The sequence below is a fragment of the Maribacter sp. IgM3_T14_3 genome, from assembly GCF_049603095.1.
Taxonomy (GTDB): Bacteria; Bacteroidota; Bacteroidia; order Flavobacteriales; family Flavobacteriaceae; genus Maribacter.
Window position 1 is genome coordinate 2,419,272 of sequence record NZ_CP187138.1, and the last position, 15,413, is coordinate 2,434,684.

General features: G+C 34.6%; 13 protein-coding genes. 8 read left to right on the forward strand and 5 right to left on the reverse strand.

Annotation, left to right across the window (positions count from 1 at the left end):
• Positions 1-32: 32 nt before the first annotated feature.
• Together ACPF9A_RS10830 and ACPF9A_RS10835 are read right to left on the reverse strand one after the other, a co-directional pair.
• Positions 33-3,284: a ligand-binding sensor domain-containing protein gene (locus tag ACPF9A_RS10830; RefSeq protein ID WP_424004340.1), complete on the reverse strand. Its 3,252-nt coding sequence runs from the start codon at positions 3,282-3,284 to the stop codon at positions 33-35.
• 229 nt (positions 3,285-3,513) lie between these two features.
• Entirely contained in the window at positions 3,514-4,308 is a 795-nt protein-coding gene (locus tag ACPF9A_RS10835; RefSeq protein ID WP_424004342.1) for a transglutaminase domain-containing protein, read from the reverse strand.
• Positions 4,309-4,502: 194 nt separating this feature from the next.
• Between ACPF9A_RS10835 and ACPF9A_RS10840 the strand changes: the two genes are divergently transcribed.
• From ACPF9A_RS10840 to ACPF9A_RS10860, 5 genes are all read left to right on the forward strand, one after another.
• Positions 4,503-5,915 carry a sensor histidine kinase gene (locus tag ACPF9A_RS10840; RefSeq protein WP_424004459.1) on the forward strand — a complete coding sequence of 471 codons (1,413 nt, stop codon included), beginning with the start codon at positions 4,503-4,505 and terminating at the stop codon, positions 5,913-5,915.
• 18 nt (positions 5,916-5,933) lie between these two features.
• A complete protein-coding gene (locus ACPF9A_RS10845) occupies positions 5,934-6,716 on the forward strand; it encodes an enoyl-CoA hydratase/isomerase family protein (RefSeq protein ID WP_424004344.1) in 783 nt (260 codons plus the stop codon).
• 17 nt (positions 6,717-6,733) lie between these two features.
• Positions 6,734-8,287 carry a hypothetical protein gene (locus ACPF9A_RS10850; protein ID WP_424004346.1) on the forward strand — a complete coding sequence of 518 codons (1,554 nt, stop codon included), beginning with the start codon at positions 6,734-6,736 and terminating at the stop codon, positions 8,285-8,287.
• 47 nt (positions 8,288-8,334) lie between these two features.
• Positions 8,335-9,408 (forward strand): PA0069 family radical SAM protein, encoded by a 1,074-nt coding sequence (locus tag ACPF9A_RS10855; protein ID WP_424004348.1) that lies wholly within the window; start codon positions 8,335-8,337, stop codon positions 9,406-9,408.
• 596 nt (positions 9,409-10,004) lie between these two features.
• On the forward strand, positions 10,005-11,405 hold the full coding sequence (locus tag ACPF9A_RS10860) for a glycosyltransferase (RefSeq protein ID WP_424004350.1): 1,401 nt from the start codon (positions 10,005-10,007) through the stop codon (positions 11,403-11,405).
• An 88-nt stretch (positions 11,406-11,493) separates the two neighbouring features.
• Here ACPF9A_RS10860 and ACPF9A_RS10865 read toward each other — a convergent pair whose 3' ends face one another.
• The 3 genes from ACPF9A_RS10865 to ACPF9A_RS10875 form a co-directional block, all read right to left on the reverse strand.
• The gene (locus ACPF9A_RS10865; protein WP_424004352.1) at positions 11,494-12,174 is read right to left on the reverse strand and encodes an HD domain-containing protein; all 681 of its coding nucleotides are present in this window, start codon (positions 12,172-12,174) and stop codon (positions 11,494-11,496) included.
• On the reverse strand, positions 12,171-12,755 hold the full coding sequence (locus ACPF9A_RS10870; protein ID WP_424004354.1) for a lysophospholipid acyltransferase family protein: 585 nt from the start codon (positions 12,753-12,755) through the stop codon (positions 12,171-12,173). The genes ACPF9A_RS10865 and ACPF9A_RS10870 overlap by 4 nt, the downstream gene beginning before the upstream one ends.
• 233 nt (positions 12,756-12,988) lie before the next feature.
• Entirely contained in the window at positions 12,989-13,399 is a 411-nt protein-coding gene (locus ACPF9A_RS10875; protein WP_027065332.1) for a BrxA/BrxB family bacilliredoxin, read from the reverse strand.
• 130 nt (positions 13,400-13,529) lie between these two features.
• On the opposite strand from ACPF9A_RS10875, the gene ACPF9A_RS10880 reads away from it, so the two are divergent.
• The 3 genes from ACPF9A_RS10880 (at position 13,530) to ACPF9A_RS10890 (ending at position 15,403) form a co-directional block, all read left to right on the forward strand.
• Positions 13,530-14,270: a TerB family tellurite resistance protein gene (locus tag ACPF9A_RS10880; RefSeq protein WP_424004356.1), complete on the forward strand. Its 741-nt coding sequence runs from the start codon at positions 13,530-13,532 to the stop codon at positions 14,268-14,270.
• 25 nt (positions 14,271-14,295) lie between these two features.
• Positions 14,296-14,880, forward strand: a complete 585-nt coding sequence (locus ACPF9A_RS10885) for a HupE/UreJ family protein (protein ID WP_424004358.1) — start codon at positions 14,296-14,298, stop codon at positions 14,878-14,880.
• Between the two features lie 85 nt (positions 14,881-14,965).
• A complete protein-coding gene (locus ACPF9A_RS10890) occupies positions 14,966-15,403 on the forward strand; it encodes a deoxycytidylate deaminase (protein ID WP_424004360.1) in 438 nt (145 codons plus the stop codon).
• Positions 15,404-15,413: the final 10 nt, after the last annotated feature.

The window sequence follows — 15,413 nt, forward strand, 5'->3', positions numbered from 1 at the left end:
CTAATTTCATTTAACTAAGACATATTCACCTTCTAAGAAGTTAATACGATTTTTGCCTTTTGTGCTGCAATTTTAGCTTTTGGAAGAACTAGTTTAAAAGTAGCTCCTTTTCCTTCTCCCTCTGATTCTGCTATAATGGTACCACCATGCGAATTGGCAATTTGTTTTACCATATAGAGACCTAAACCTGTACCCTTGACATTATCATGAAAACGTATAAATGGGGTGAATAGTTTTTTTAGAGCTCCCTCATTCATCCCTGATCCATTGTCAATGACCATAAAGCTGTTCGTGTCACCATTTTCTTCGAACGTGACTATTATTTTAGGGTTTTCTTGGTCGCCCATATACTTAATGGCATTATCTAAGAAATTGCCAAAAACTTGAAGTATTCTGTTACGGTCTCCAAAAATATCGGGCATATTTTCAGTAATTGTAAGTTCTATATTGAGCTGTTTTAGCTTGCCTTTTATTAAATTTCTAGATAGGTCTAATAGCTCGTTAGTTTTTAGCAACTCATTTTTATTGTCTATTTTACCTAGTCTGGCAATTTCTGTAATATCAGATATTAATTCGTTCATATTATTGCAAGAAACATCGATAAGGCTCAAGTATTCGGCTAGACCTGGGTGGTCTTCTAAAGATACTTCTAAAGGTATTAGACTTGCAAGACCTCTAATGTTACCTAACGGACTTTTTAAATCGTGAGAAACGGCATATGTAAATCGTTGAATTTCCTCGTTTTTAGATGCTAAGTTATCTGCAGCTTCTACTAGTTTGTTTTTCTGAAATTGTAATTCTTTGGTACGTTCATCAACCTTCAACTCTAGTCTTCGCTGATTTTTCCGAATATTTAGTAATTTAATATGTTGCGCGATATAGAATATTAACAAGACAAGCGTAATCATTAATGCTTTAAACCACCATGTTTGCCAATAAGGTGGGGTAACGGTAATATGAAGGTCTATTTCGTTGTCGACCCAAACTCCGTCAGAATTGGTAGATTTAATTCTTAATATATATTCTCCAGGATTTAAGTTTGTGTATGTCGCAGTAGGATTGTTACCGACATAATTCCAATCTTTTTCAAAACCTTCAAGGTAAAATGCATAATTAACACTTTCTGGATGTCGAAAAGTAAGGGCTTTAAAATCAATATTAATTACAGATTGGTCGTAGTTAAAGGTCAGGGAGTCTACTTGACTAATATCTTTTTTTAATATCCCAAAATCATCATTTGGTAAAACTGGTTGATTGAAAAGTTTTAATCCAGAGACAAATAGGGTAAGTGTGTCTTTTCGTTTTTCAACATCACCTGCAGTAAAAACATTAAAACCGTTAATGCCACCAAATATATATTCACCTTTTTTAGTAGTTATAGATGAACTTGCAATAAATTCTTTTGACTGTAGACCATCGCCTACATCATAATTAATTGTTTCTCCGGTTTTATTGTTATATCTGATGATACCTTCTTCAGTGCTTAGCCATAAGTGACTGTTTTGATCATCTATGATACCTTTAATGGCGTCATTTTTTAAACCATCAGTCTTAGCGATTACTGAAAATGAATTAGTGGCTAAGTTATATTTGTTTAGTCCGCCTTGGGTACCGACCCAAATGGTATCTTCATTATCTTGAATGATAGCATTAATGAAATTATTACTTAATGAATTTTTGGTATGATAATGAACCGATGTCCATTCATCACCATTTTCTGTTAATTTAAATAAACCTGTGTTTATGGTTCCTATCCATATATTACCTTGGTTATCTTCAAAAATCTGATATATGGAGTTGATTATACTATTATCAACTTCGGAATTGAGTATTATATTTTGATGTTTTTTAGTTTTCGGATCATATACTTGCACTCCCGCAAAGTAGTTTACTATCCAAATTCTTTCTTTTTTATCCTTTAAAAGATCAATTATTATATCTGATTTTAAAAATGAATTCTTTGAAGTTAGTTCACTGGTTTTTTTTGTGTTTGTATTGAGAACGGCTATACCATTTGTCCAAGTCCCCGCCCATATTTCGTCATCTTTCGTCTGTAATATTGAAAGAACTACATTACTCGCAAATGTTTTCTTACTTAGCGAATAGTTTTCAAATATATCTAAAGAACGGTCCCAGTAATCAATTCCACCGCCATCTGTGCCAATCCAAAGGTTGCCTTTGTCGTCTTCGGTAAAGCAATTCACTAATTTGTTGCTAAGTGATTTAGGGTTGAATGGGTCAGAATTTATATGTTTAAATTTATAATATTCTTTATCATAAATATTTAGTCCGCTTTTGTAAGGCGCTATCCACATGGTACCATCTCGTGTACATAATAATGCCCATATAGAATTACCAGAAATAGAATTTGGTCTTGTAACACTGTACTCAATATGTCTTATAAAATCTAGATTTTCATTGTAAATATGTAAACCGTTATTTTCTGTGCCTATCCACAATTCATTATCTAAGTTTTTTTCTAAAGAGCGTATACTAAAACCCGGACTAACATCTTTTTCTTTATTTATATAAATTGAATTTTCTTCTATGGCCAATTTAAATAGCGAGCCCTTGCCTGATCCTACTAAAAGCGTATTTTCTGATGAATTTATACCGGTAACAATCTCTTCTGTTTGTAATATTTCACTAATAATCTCCATATCATAGTTTAGTAGGAGGGTATTATAAGTGAAAACAACAAGAATGCGGTTAGTATCTAAAACTTCAACTTTAACAACTTTGTTAAGTCGTGGGTTTTCAACTTTTATGTGTTCATTAGGTGGAGAAAAATGTTTTACTTTTCCAGTTTTTATCTCGTAACTATAAAAACCACTAGACTCTGATCCTAACCAGAGGATTTCATTTTTCTTAACTATAGTCTCAAACACTTCGTTTTTGATAGTTTCACCTTCATTGATGAAGGGGTAGGGAGTTATAATATTTAAACTACGATCATAAAGACTTATTCCTTCATTTGTACCGATGATAATATCTTGTTCATCTTCATATAAAGCCACAATATATTCATGGTTGAGCCCAGTTATACCATCTAAACTTTTGGTGTAGATTTCAAAATCTTTTCCATCATATCTGTTGAGTCCATTTCTGGTTCCTATCCAAATAAAACCAAAATTATCTTCTAAAAGAACGGTAGCGCTGCTTTGAGACATACCTTCTTGAATATGTTGAAAGGTAAGCGGCTCAGAATATTGAGAATGTAGTGTTATAGGGGTGCAAAGGGCAATGAATATGGTGAATAAAGTTAATAGGGACTTATATAGCATGCCTAAATTTTATAAAAAAGATAAATTACAACATAGTATTAACGTAAATAAATGTAAGAAATTACTTCCAAACTTTATTTATCATGAAATTTTAACTTTTATTTCAAAAGAATTGATTTTAGAAATGAGTTTAAAAATTATATCTAAGTGATATATGATTTGATTTAATCAATCTACAATGGATTAATCCGCTATTTCATAAGTGTCACGGACTTAATTCATTTCCCTATTAGGTATCCGATGATATTTGTTCCACTTTTACAAGTTGTTCTGTCGGATATACTAGCGGACCAAATTGATTGAAAATAGCAACATCGGCAGCATCACGACCAAAACCAAGAATAACATACCCACCAGGCGAATTTACTTGTGTTGCATCAAATGTATACCATCGATCTCCAACATAAGCTTCAAACCAAGCATGCATGTCCATAGGCTCTAAGCCAAAAAGATAACCAACAACAATACGGGCAGGAATGCTTAAACTGCGGCACAAGGCAATGCCCAAGTGAGCAAAATCTCGACAAACACCAAACCTTCTAATATTAACCTGACTTGCAGATAATGGCTGATTATTGCTTCCTGGTAAATAGCTAATATTGTCACGCAACCAATTGGTAATTGCAGAAACTTGATTATAACCGTATAAATGACCATTTGTTATACTTGAACTCATTTCATAAAAGCAATCAGATTCGCAGTATCTGCTTGGTAATAGGTAACTAAGAACAGCGTCTGGTAAATTCTGTATATCTACAAATGATGCCCCAAAACCTTGGTCTATAAAATTTGAGGTTACAATTTCTGAAGAGGTAGATATTAAGAACTGCCCTGGTTGAGCAATTAATCGTTGACATAGATTACCGTAGTTGTCGGTAAACTCAATAACTGGAATGCTCGGGGTAATTTTATATTCCTCTCTTTCTACCCATTGTTGGCTGCCACTACGCGGTCTCAACATAAGAATAAATGGTGTTGGCTCAGAAATCTCGAACTTTATATTGCAACTGGTACGTAAACGCATATATCTGAATACTTTAATTATGGCGCCTTGACGAACCTAGTATTGAAGATAACAATTAAAGTAACACCCTATACTTCTTGTCACAAAACCTTAAAAGCATATTTGATATTTTTGGTTCGATATTTGCTAACTTTAGACGAAATAACAGAATCTTGCTAACAAGAGTATCTTTACGGTCACGCATTTTCCTTTCCATGATATTTTTGGTGCTTATTGCATCTGTATTAATTGCAGGTGTTACCGTATACCAATACCGTGAACAGTCTAAAGACTATCACGAAAATAGAATGGAGCGTAAAGAGGAGCAAATACGCCAAAGTATTGACCTTGCCATTCAGAAAACGACCTATCCGGTTACTACCGAAAATCTAGACCTTATTTTTAAAAATGAAATTTATGAGATTGCAGTGGTGCAAAACATGAATTTTAACATCTACAGCTTAGATGGGGAACTAATAAAAAGTTCACGTCCAAAATTCGCCAATGATTCTATTTCAATGTGTTTAGATGCTGAGGTGTTGAACAAATTGGAGATTAGTCCAAATAAACATTATATACTTGAAAACGCTTTGGCAGGAGATAAATACAAAGCTTCTTTCTCTTATATCGCTGATCAAAAATTTAAACCCATAGGTATTCTTAATCTACCTTATTTTGAAGATAATTCATTCAACGATTATGAGTTAAAAGAGTTTTTATTTCGACTATCTGGAGTGTATTTATTGATGTTGCTCATGGCAATTGCTTTTGCATTTTTTATATCGAAGTATATTACTCGATCGTTAGAGACCATTTCTACGATGATGGGGAAAACAAACTTGAACAAACAGAACAAGAAAATTTATATAGACAACCCAGGCGAAGAGATTGAAAAGCTAATTGACGCTTATAATGGTATGATAGATGAGCTTGGGCAAAGTGCGGCAAAATTAGCACGTAGCGAACGTGAGCAGGCATGGCGCGAAATGGCAAAACAGGTGGCGCATGAAATCAAGAATCCGTTGACACCTATGCGATTAACGGTACAAAGTTTTGAACGCAAGTTTGATCCAAGCGACCCGCAGATACATGAAAAATTAAGGGAATATTCCGATACCTTAATTCAGCAAATAGATACCATGAGCAGCATTGCCTCAGCTTTTTCAAATTTTGCCGAAATGCCAGCGCAACAAAACGAAACGTTGAACGTGGTAAAAATCGTGAAATTGGCTTTAGATATTTTCAATGAAGATTACATACATTTCATCGCAGATGAAGAAGAAATTATTGCGAAATTAGACCGAACACAACTAATACGTGTGGTAACCAATTTGGTAAAAAATGCTATTCAGGCCGTGCCAGACGTAGCATCGCCAAGAGTTTTGGTCAGTGTAGCATCTGAAGGTGATATGGTTAAAATATCTGTAGCAGATAATGGTCATGGTATTGAAAAGGATAATGAAGAAAAAATATTTGAACCTAAGTTTACTACTAAAACTAGTGGTATGGGATTAGGTTTAGGAATGGTAAAAAATATCGTGGAAACTTACAAGGGATCTATCACTTTCACCTCTCATTTAGGTAAGGGTACGGTCTTCTGTGTAAAGTTTCCGAAAGAGAATACATAAATCAACAAAACAACTACAATGTCATACGAAACAATTCTTATAGATAGAGAAGCAACAACTGCAATTGTGACGATTAATCGTCCGAATAAATTAAATGCACTAAATAAAAAAACAATTGGCGAGCTGCAAGAAGCTTTTAAAACGTTGCAAAAAGATAAAGGAGTTAAAGCAATTATTTTAACCGGTAGTGGAGAAAAAGCATTCGTAGCAGGTGCAGATATTTCAGAGTTTTCTGATTTTAGTGAAAAGGAAGGAAAGAAGCTAGCGGCAAAAGGTCAAAAACAATTATTCAATTTTGTAGAGAATCTAGATACACCGGTAATAGCAGCAGTGAATGGATTTGCTCTTGGTGGCGGATTAGAATTGGCAATGGCATGTCATTTTAGAGTAGCTAGTGATAATGCAAAAATGGGATTACCAGAAGTTTCTTTAGGTGTTATACCAGGTTATGGTGGTACACAACGTTTACCACAATTGGTAGGTAAAGGTAGAGCTATGGAGATGATCATGACCGCAGGTATGATAACTGCAGAACAAGCGCATGCTTATGGTTTGGTGAACCATGTAACTACCCAAGAAGAATTATTGCCATTGTGCCATAAAATTATATCAAGAATAACCAATAACTCATCTGTAGCCATTGCTCATGCAATAAAAGCAGTAAATGCTGGTTTTAAGAATACTGTAAATGGTTATGAGCAGGAAATTGAAGCCTTTGGTGCTTGCTTCGGTACAGATGATTTTGCCGAGGGTACTACTGCATTTTTAGAAAAAAGAAAGGCAAATTTTCCGGGTTCATGACATAAACCAAACTGGTTATGTTTAAACGTAGCGCATTCTTATTCTTGTTCCTTATCAATGTAGTTAGTTCTTTTGCTCAAGAAGAACTTGTATCATATGCTATTGGCGAAAAATATCACGATAAATATAGATACTCTAATATGCTTGCCATCGCTGATGATGGTAGCGAGGGTACTGTTGTGGTACGTGCCTATTACACAGGTATTATACTAAGACCAAAAGGGTATTTTATTGAACATTATAATAAAGATTTAGAATTAGTATCTGAATATAATTATAAGTTGAAAGATGCCAACTTTATAGATGCTTACGTGCGTAACGGTCAAGTATATTTGTTGTTTTTAGAGTACAGTTATAGAAACAAGAGTTACCAGTATGAGGTGCATAGAAGTCCGTTTTCACAATTTCAGTTTACAAAAGAAACAATTCTGTCTATAGCATCTGATCCGGTAGAGCAACCTTTAGATCGAAATTTCTATAATCGAAACTTTTCATCTGGTTTTACGTCCTCTATTTTATTTAATGATGATAAGTCGGCTTTTGCCATAACAACACATTACAAGAAAAGAAAGGTTGATCAGCATACAATTCATGTATTCAATGCCAACTTGAATAAGTTAATGGAACATGATTTTTCTGATGAGGTAGAAGAAAAGAATTATGCATTCGAAAATATCGTCTTCTCAAAAGATTTACAGAATGTGTATTTGGTAGGTAAGGCATACTTTAAAAAGAAACGTTTTAATGCTACTGAACGTAAGTTTCAATATGAAATGGTTCGAATTTCGAACAGCGGTAGAAGTGTACAGTCTTTTTATACTCCAGGTAAATTTCCAGAATCATTGAAACCTATTTTTAGAGGTGATGAATTGCTTTGTATCGGTTTTTATGCGGATAGAAAAGATAATCGTTATAACGGAATTTCTTATTTCAACTTAGATCCGAAAACTTTAGAAATGAAGACTGAAAAATTTAACCAGTTCTCTGAACAATTTATGATGGATAAGTTTGGGCGTGAAGATGACAAGGCCATAAAAGATTTAGTGTTTAAAGGTATGGACATTACCAATGAAGGGAATATTCTATTTAATGCTGAAGAGTACTTTACAAGTAAAAGTGTACAGTCTAACTCTAGTGGTGGGCGCGTTGCGGTAACTAGATATCACCATAATGATATTATTAGTGCAAAATTAAGTGCAACGGGAGATTTAATTTGGGCAAGAAATATTAACAAGACCGAAGTTACACAAGGTGATGGTGCTTATGCTTCATATAGCTCATATACTAAAAACAATACAACATATTTTTTTATAAGTACATCTTCAGAAAATCCGCAACAACTTAGTGATGAACGTATTATGTTCAAGCAAGGCTTAAGTAGAAATAGAAATGTATTTTTAATTCGTTTAGACGAAAACGGACATATGAAATACAACAAGGTAATTGATGATACTGAAGCTCGCTTGCCGTTAATGGTATCTGTACCTTACATTGATCACCAGAAAGATGAATTAAGGTTCTACGCTAAAAGAGGCACAAAAAAGCAATTGGTTCAAGTGGGTGTTAAATAAATAAAATATTAGGATTTATTCCATAATTTTGGAATAAATCCTATTTAATGAATTCTAATACTTCGGTGAAAGGCAGAGGTGCCCAGAAAAATACCAGTAATAAATTCTCTGCATATAGTTACGAAACACGAGACGATTTTCTCGAATTCTGCCGTGTAGAAGGTGAAGTTGCCGATAGAAATAAAACCCAATACCTTCCTATATTCCCAAAAACGATAGTGAATAAAGTAACTAGTCCAGATGTGGGTATGAGTTATTCTATGAATATGTACCAAGGTTGTGAGCATGGTTGTATTTACTGCTATGCCAGAAATGCACATGAGTTTTGGGGCTATAGTGCCGGATTAGATTTTGAGCGAAAAATACTGGTGAAACACGATGCGCCTAAACTGTTAGAAGCTAAATTAAGAAGTATAAGCTGGAAAGCTAATACTATTGTGTTATCTGGTAATACAGATTGCTATCAGCCTGCAGAACAAAAATTTCAATTAACGCGTAAGTGTTTAGAAATCTTTTTAAAATATAGGCACCCGGTGGGTATCATAACCAAAAACGCTTTGATTTTACGTGATTTGGATATTCTAAAAGAACTGAATGAATATGGATTAATCGGTGTCAACATTTCCGTCACTTCATTATCCGAAGAAACAAGAAGAATATTAGAGCCTAGAACTACCACTATTAAGAAACGATTGGAAGCCATAAGAGTGTTGTCTGAAAATGGAATTCCTGTTAATGCAATGTTAGCGCCAATTATACCGGGCATTAATAGTCACGAGATTTTGAGCTTGGCAAAGGCAGTGTCAGAGCATGGTGCGCTATCTATGGCATTTACCGTAGTAAGACTAAATGGAGCAATTGGTGAAATATTTACAGATTGGATTCGCAAAACGTTACCCGACAAAGCAGAAAAGGTACTGCATCAAATTCAAGAATGCCATGGTGGAAGATTGAACGATAGCAGATTTGGATTAAGAAGTAGGGGTGATGGTATCATAGCTACTCAAATTCATGATATGGTACGTTTGGCAAAGCGTAAATATTTTGAAGGTAAAACATTCCCAAAACTTAATACTACTTTACATGAAGCATATAAAGATGGGCAGTTGAAGTTATTTTAATACTTCATTCTAGGTTTAATTCTTTGAGGCTTTTTTGCACGTATCATTCAGGCGTCTCTCTCGAAATATCAGTTCAGAAGTATACCTCATGCTCTTGAGTCGAGGAGTTTAATTCTTATTTCATTTTTTAGAGTGTATTGATTCCACCTAAAAGCTTCGAGTTTCCTAGAATTGAACCAGCCAAAAAATCGGTAAGCGCATCTATATCACGAGTACGTCAAGTAACAGTTTATTCACGAAGAAGCTGGGTCATTTCTTTATCTATTTGACCTCAATTAAAAGTAAAGCTTAAAAGAAGTATCAGGTATATATTTTATTTCAGAATTCTTTTAATTTTTATATGTATCATAAAAAAGCGTTTTTCTTAATTAATCGATCTAAACGCATGAAAATGAGTGGAATATTGCAAATAAGTCAAAAATTTAAGCTTTTAAATTAGCAGGTTAGAATTATAATACGTGCAATAGTAATAGCCAAAAAAAATGTTTAAAAACTTTTACTAAAATAACATCCAAAAGTAACTTATGCCCGTAAATAGGTCAGAGTTATAAATAGTAGAACCATTTATAAAAACCAAGAACACTACCAAAAACGAAATGAAAACATTAAAAAACAATACCGAGAAAACAGAGAAGAAGTCTTTCTTCTCAAGAATCAAACATCTAATAGAAAATGCCAACGCATGGGGCATCTTTGTAATGGGCAGCACCTTCGTGCTAATGTTCGGTTCAGCTTATTTAGCATACATATTACAAAATGACTTCACTCAATTACATTTAGAGAGAAGAAGCACTATGATCGGATTAATTTTTATGATTGTAGCCGCTGCTTTTTTTGTTTTTAAATTGACTTTCTTCATTTATACTTTTATCAGATTTTTAAAGTACAAGGCAATCCCTTCTGTTTCTGATGAAGAATTACCAACAGTTACGGTTATTGTACCAGCATATAATGAAGGTAAGCAAGTATGGGCAACATTGAAGAGTTTAGCCGATAGTGATTATCCAGAGCACAAGATTCAATTATTAGCTATCGATGATGGTAGTAAAGATGATACTTGGAACTGGATGAAAGAAGCCAAGAAAGAATTAGGTGATAGAGTTTCTATCTGTCAGCAACCAAAGAACATGGGCAAGCGTCACGCATTGTACAGAGGTTTTAACGAAGGTACAGGTGAAATATTCGTAACCGTTGATAGTGATTCTATTGTTGATAAAGACACCTTAAGAAATTTAGTTAGTCCGTTTATCGTGGATAAGAACTGTGGTGCTGTTGCAGGTAACATTAGGGTTTTAAATAATGACAAGATTTTACCTAAAATGTTAGACGTAAGTTTCGCATTAAGTTTTGAATTCGTTCGTTCTTCTGAAAGCACGTTAAATTCAGTTTTATGTACTCCTGGTGCTTTAGCAGCCTACAGAGCTACTGCAGTATTCGGTTGTTTAGACCAGTGGATCAATCAAACGTTTATGGGGCAAGCTTCAGATATTGGTGAAGATAGAGCTATGACGAACATGATCTTAAAGCAAGGGTTCCACGTATTGTTTCAAAGAAATGCATTTGCTTATACTAATGTTCCTGAAAAATATAAAGGACTTTATAAAATGTTCATTAGATGGGGTAGAAGTAATGTACGTGAGAACATTCAAATGTCTAAGTATGTATTTACTAACTTTAGAAAAGGACCAAAAGCTGGTACGAGATTATTGTTCTTTAGCCAATTTTCAAGAATTGTACTTTGCTACCCATTTGTGTTGTTCATGTTAGTATTTGTGATCACACATCCATTATTATTCTTAAGTTCTACTTTTGTAAGTATATTGGTTTTATCAACTTTTCCAGTATTGTTCTATGCTAAAAGATACTCGTTTTCTGAGTCTATATGGGCATATTCTTACAGCGTGCTTTTCACCTTCGGTCTTTTCTGGATTACACCTTATGCAATTGTAACAGCAAGCAGAAGTGGTTGGTTAACTAGAGAGTTGCCACAGAAGTAATAGTAAAATATATAAAATGCAAAAAGGGTCTCAATATAAATTGAGACCCTTTTTTAATGGTTTGAAGTTGTTGAACTGTTCTCTAAATTTAACCTAAAATTTTTAAAGGATTCCACTCTTGATAAAATTGCTCTAAAAAGTCGATCATATATTGGTGTCTTTCTTCAGCCAATCGCTTGCCTGTTTCTGTATTCATTTTATCTTTTAGCAATAAAAGTTTTTCATAAAAATGATTCAAAGTAGGTGCTTCAGATTTCTTGTATTCTTCTTTACTCATTTCTAAATTAGGCGATATACTAGGGTCATAAAGTGCCCTATTTTTGAATCCGCCATAATTGAACGCACGGGCAATACCAATAGCACCTAGGGCATCTAAACGGTCGGCGTCTTGTACCACTTTAAGCTCTTTAGACGAGAATAGCTTCTTCTTCATCTTTCCATCGGTTAAACTGGCTTTAAATGAACTGTATTTGATGATATTGGTGACGTGGTTAATGGTTCTTTTTGGTACACCCAGACTTAATAAAAAATTCTCTGCCATTTTCGGACCCAAAGATTCATCACCATCATTAAATTTAGCATCTGCAATATCATGAAGCAATGCGCCAAGACTAACGACCAATAGGTTTACATCATCTTCATCTTTTGCAATTAACATGCTATTATTGAATACGCGCTGTATGTGAAACCAATCGTGTCCGCCCTCGGCATTTTTTAAAGTTTCTTTGACAAATGTGATGGTTTCTTCTACAATTTCTGAATTGGTCATTTAAAGGAATTTATTCCGCTAACTACGGATGCTTCTATTTGTGTAATGAGTTCATCTAGATTGCCCGTATTCTCTAAAGGTTGTTGAACCTCTAATCGAACCTTGGCGCCTAACCCCATCGGAAATTGTCCGAAGCGAACCAGTTTCCATGAATTATTAATACTAATAGGTACAATTAATGCAGACGGAGCTTTTTTAAGAAGCATCTTAAGTCCCATCGGTTTAAATGGTTTTGGGTGACCGTCTCTACTTCTTGTTCCTTCCGGAAAAATGACTGCACTTCTTTTATGTTCTTCAATATAGGTACCAAGTTTTCCTATCTCCATAATGGCCGATTTGCCATCGTTTCTGTCAATTAAAACAGAACCGCCATGAACAAGGTTAAAAGATACACTGGGTATGCCTTTGCCTAATTCTTTCTTACTCACAAATTTTGGGTGGTGTTTACGCATATACCAGATAAGTGGTGGTATATCGTACATACTTTGATGATTGGTTACAATAATCAATGGTCTGTCTGTTGGTAAATCAAAGTTATTGGTAAAGCGGTAAGTCGTACCGAGAATATTGGTACTTCGCATTAAGCAATAATTCAATTTGCTGACAGATGGTTTTAATCCGCTGTATCCAAATATCTTAAACCCGATCCATTGAATGGGGTGAAAAATAAGGAGGCATAGCCCAAATGCCACGAAAAAAAAAGGAGTTATAATATAAGAAAGCAACTTCTGCATACACAAAAATAAAAAACCGCTCAATTAGAGCGGTTTTTTAATCCTATTATTTTGTAAGAAAATAGCTTAGACTGTAAAATCTAGCAAAATTCGTCGTAAGCCTGTGCTAAATTCTGAGCAATCATTTCAGCTGGTCTACCTTCAATGTGGTGACGTTCGATCATATGAACTAACTCGCCATTTTTGAATAAAGCCATAGAAGGAGAAGAAGGAGGGAAAGGAACCATAAGATTTCTTGCCGCGTCAACAGCTTCTTTATCTACACCAGCAAATACAGTTACTGCAAAGTCTGGTTTTTTATCGTTCTGCAAACTCATTTTTGCTGCAGGTCTTGCATTTGCCGCTGCACAACCACAAACAGAGTTAACAACTACTAAAGTTGTTCCTTCTTTATTGATGGCATTTGCTACTGCATCTGCTGTATATAATTCTTCAAATCCGGCAGAGGCCAGATCATCTCTCATTGGTTTTACTAATTCCGCAGGGTACATATTCTTATTATTTTAATTAAACTACTACAAAGATACTCAATTAGTCGTAGTACAGCTTCAGACCTTAACTTTTCATTGACCTAACTTTCTGTCGTTAATATTTTATCTTTGGCAAAATTGAGAATACAAAATGATTAAATGGTTGGGAGCTGTAGTAGGCTTTTTTTTAAGAGGTTTATCGGGAGCGGTTTTAGGCTTCTTTGCCGGTAGTGTTATAGACAGCTTTTTTGGATCTAGTAAAGGTAGCGCACGTAGTGTGTTCGAAGATTATACAAGACCTAATGTAACAGCAGCAGATTTTGAGCTGAATTTACTTTCATTGTGTTCTTTGGTCATTAAGGCAGACGGACAAGTGAGTCAGTCAGAAATGGATTATGTACGCCAGTATTTTGTAAGTACATATGGTAAAGACAAGGCGAATGCCATTTTTAGAAGTTTCAATGAAATAAATAAGAAAGGACAAATATCTGCACAGAACGTTTGTACGTTTTTGGCACAGCGCACCCGTTACGAGGTTCGCTTGCAGTTGCTTCACTTTTTATTTGGTATTGCTGAGGCAGATGGTAGCATTAGTAATCCCGAAATTCAAAAAATTCGAGAGATAGCAGGTTACCTAAGAGTTTCGCTTAATGAATTTGATAGTATAAAAGCCATGTTCGTAAAATCGGCGAACAACTCTTATAAAATTTTGGATGTTGAAAAATCAGCTACAGATGCCGAGGTAAAAAAGGCATATAGAGAAATGGCTAAAAAGTATCATCCAGACAGGGTGAATACCAAAGATGAAGCCATTAAAAAAGGTGCTGAAGAAAAGTTTAAGCAGGTACAAGCCGCTTATGAGACTATTCAAAAAGAACGCGGATTAAATTAGAAGGGAATTTTTTAAAAGTATTAGCATGCAAGAATTTTGGTTTTATATAGAATTGGGTCTGCATCATGTTTTAGACATAAATGCGTATGATCATATTTTGTTTTTAACTGCCCTAGCATTACCTTTTACTTTTAAAAGTTGGAAGAATGTTTTGCTTTTAGCTACAGTTTTTACCTTTACACATTGCTTGGCATTGGTATTCTCTGTGTATGAGATTATGGTGATAGAAGCTAGTTGGATCGAGTTTTTGATACCTGTTACCATAGTAAGTACCGCACTATTTAATTTAGTTGATAGCAATGATCTAAAAGAAGATAATACAATATGGTTTCATGTAATGGCCACAGGTATTTTTGGGCTAGTACACGGATTCGGATTCTCTAATTATTTTAAAATGTTGATTATGGGAGAGGAAGATAAACTAGCACCATTATTAGGCTTTGCTGGCGGAATCGAATTGTCTCAAGTAGTTATTGTTCTGTTAGTGTTGATTTTGGCTTACGTAATACAAAACATTTTAAAAGTCAAGCAAAGCCTATTCATAACAGTTGGTAGTGTTTTAATAGTTCTAATTACCCTGCCCTTGTTATATGAAACATTTCCTTTTTAGATTGTTAAAATTTAGCCTAAGACATTGTGGGTACTGTACAAAGCAGGTACCTTAGGCTTATGTACTTAGTTAATATGTACTATAAATGAAGAAAGAAAAACAATTAAAGTATGATAGGGCCTATTTAAGAATGGCCAAAGAATGGGGTATGCTTTCTTCATGTAAGCGAAAACAAGTAGGCGCCATTATCGTAAAAGATAGAATGATTATTTCTGACGGATATAACGGTACACCAACTGGATTCGAAAATTACTGTGAGGATGAAGATGGGTATACCAAATGGTATGTTTTACATGCCGAAGCCAATGCAATACTTAAAGTTGCTAGTTCTACACAATCTTGCCAAGGGGCCACTTTGTACATTACGTTGTCGCCCTGCCGAGAATGTAGTAAGTTAATTCATCAGTCTGGCATTAAACGTGTAGTATATCAAGTAGGATACAAAGATGATTCGGGATTGCAATTTTTAGCCAAAGCGGGAGTTGAATTACAGCATATGCCAGAAATAAATGTGGCTAATTAACGTTAATAAT

Coding starts and splice junctions, on each gene's coding strand:
- ACPF9A_RS10830 (WP_424004340.1), bottom strand. CDS start 3,284: ATGCTATATAAGTCCCTATTAACTTTATTCACCATATTCATTGCCCTT.
- ACPF9A_RS10835 (WP_424004342.1), bottom strand. CDS start 4,308: ATGCGTTTACGTACCAGTTGCAATATAAAGTTCGAGATTTCTGAGCCA.
- ACPF9A_RS10840 (WP_424004459.1), top strand. CDS start 4,503: ATGATATTTTTGGTGCTTATTGCATCTGTATTAATTGCAGGTGTTACC.
- ACPF9A_RS10845 (WP_424004344.1), top strand. CDS start 5,934: ATGTCATACGAAACAATTCTTATAGATAGAGAAGCAACAACTGCAATT.
- ACPF9A_RS10850 (WP_424004346.1), top strand. CDS start 6,734: ATGTTTAAACGTAGCGCATTCTTATTCTTGTTCCTTATCAATGTAGTT.
- ACPF9A_RS10855 (WP_424004348.1), top strand. CDS start 8,335: ATGAATTCTAATACTTCGGTGAAAGGCAGAGGTGCCCAGAAAAATACC.
- ACPF9A_RS10860 (WP_424004350.1), top strand. CDS start 10,005: ATGAAAACATTAAAAAACAATACCGAGAAAACAGAGAAGAAGTCTTTC.
- ACPF9A_RS10865 (WP_424004352.1), bottom strand. CDS start 12,174: ATGACCAATTCAGAAATTGTAGAAGAAACCATCACATTTGTCAAAGAA.
- ACPF9A_RS10870 (WP_424004354.1), bottom strand. CDS start 12,755: ATGCGAAGTACCAATATTCTCGGTACGACTTACCGCTTTACCAATAAC.
- ACPF9A_RS10875 (WP_027065332.1), bottom strand. CDS start 13,399: ATGTACCCTGCGGAATTAGTAAAACCAATGAGAGATGATCTGGCCTCT.
- ACPF9A_RS10880 (WP_424004356.1), top strand. CDS start 13,530: ATGATTAAATGGTTGGGAGCTGTAGTAGGCTTTTTTTTAAGAGGTTTA.
- ACPF9A_RS10885 (WP_424004358.1), top strand. CDS start 14,296: ATGCAAGAATTTTGGTTTTATATAGAATTGGGTCTGCATCATGTTTTA.
- ACPF9A_RS10890 (WP_424004360.1), top strand. CDS start 14,966: ATGAAGAAAGAAAAACAATTAAAGTATGATAGGGCCTATTTAAGAATG.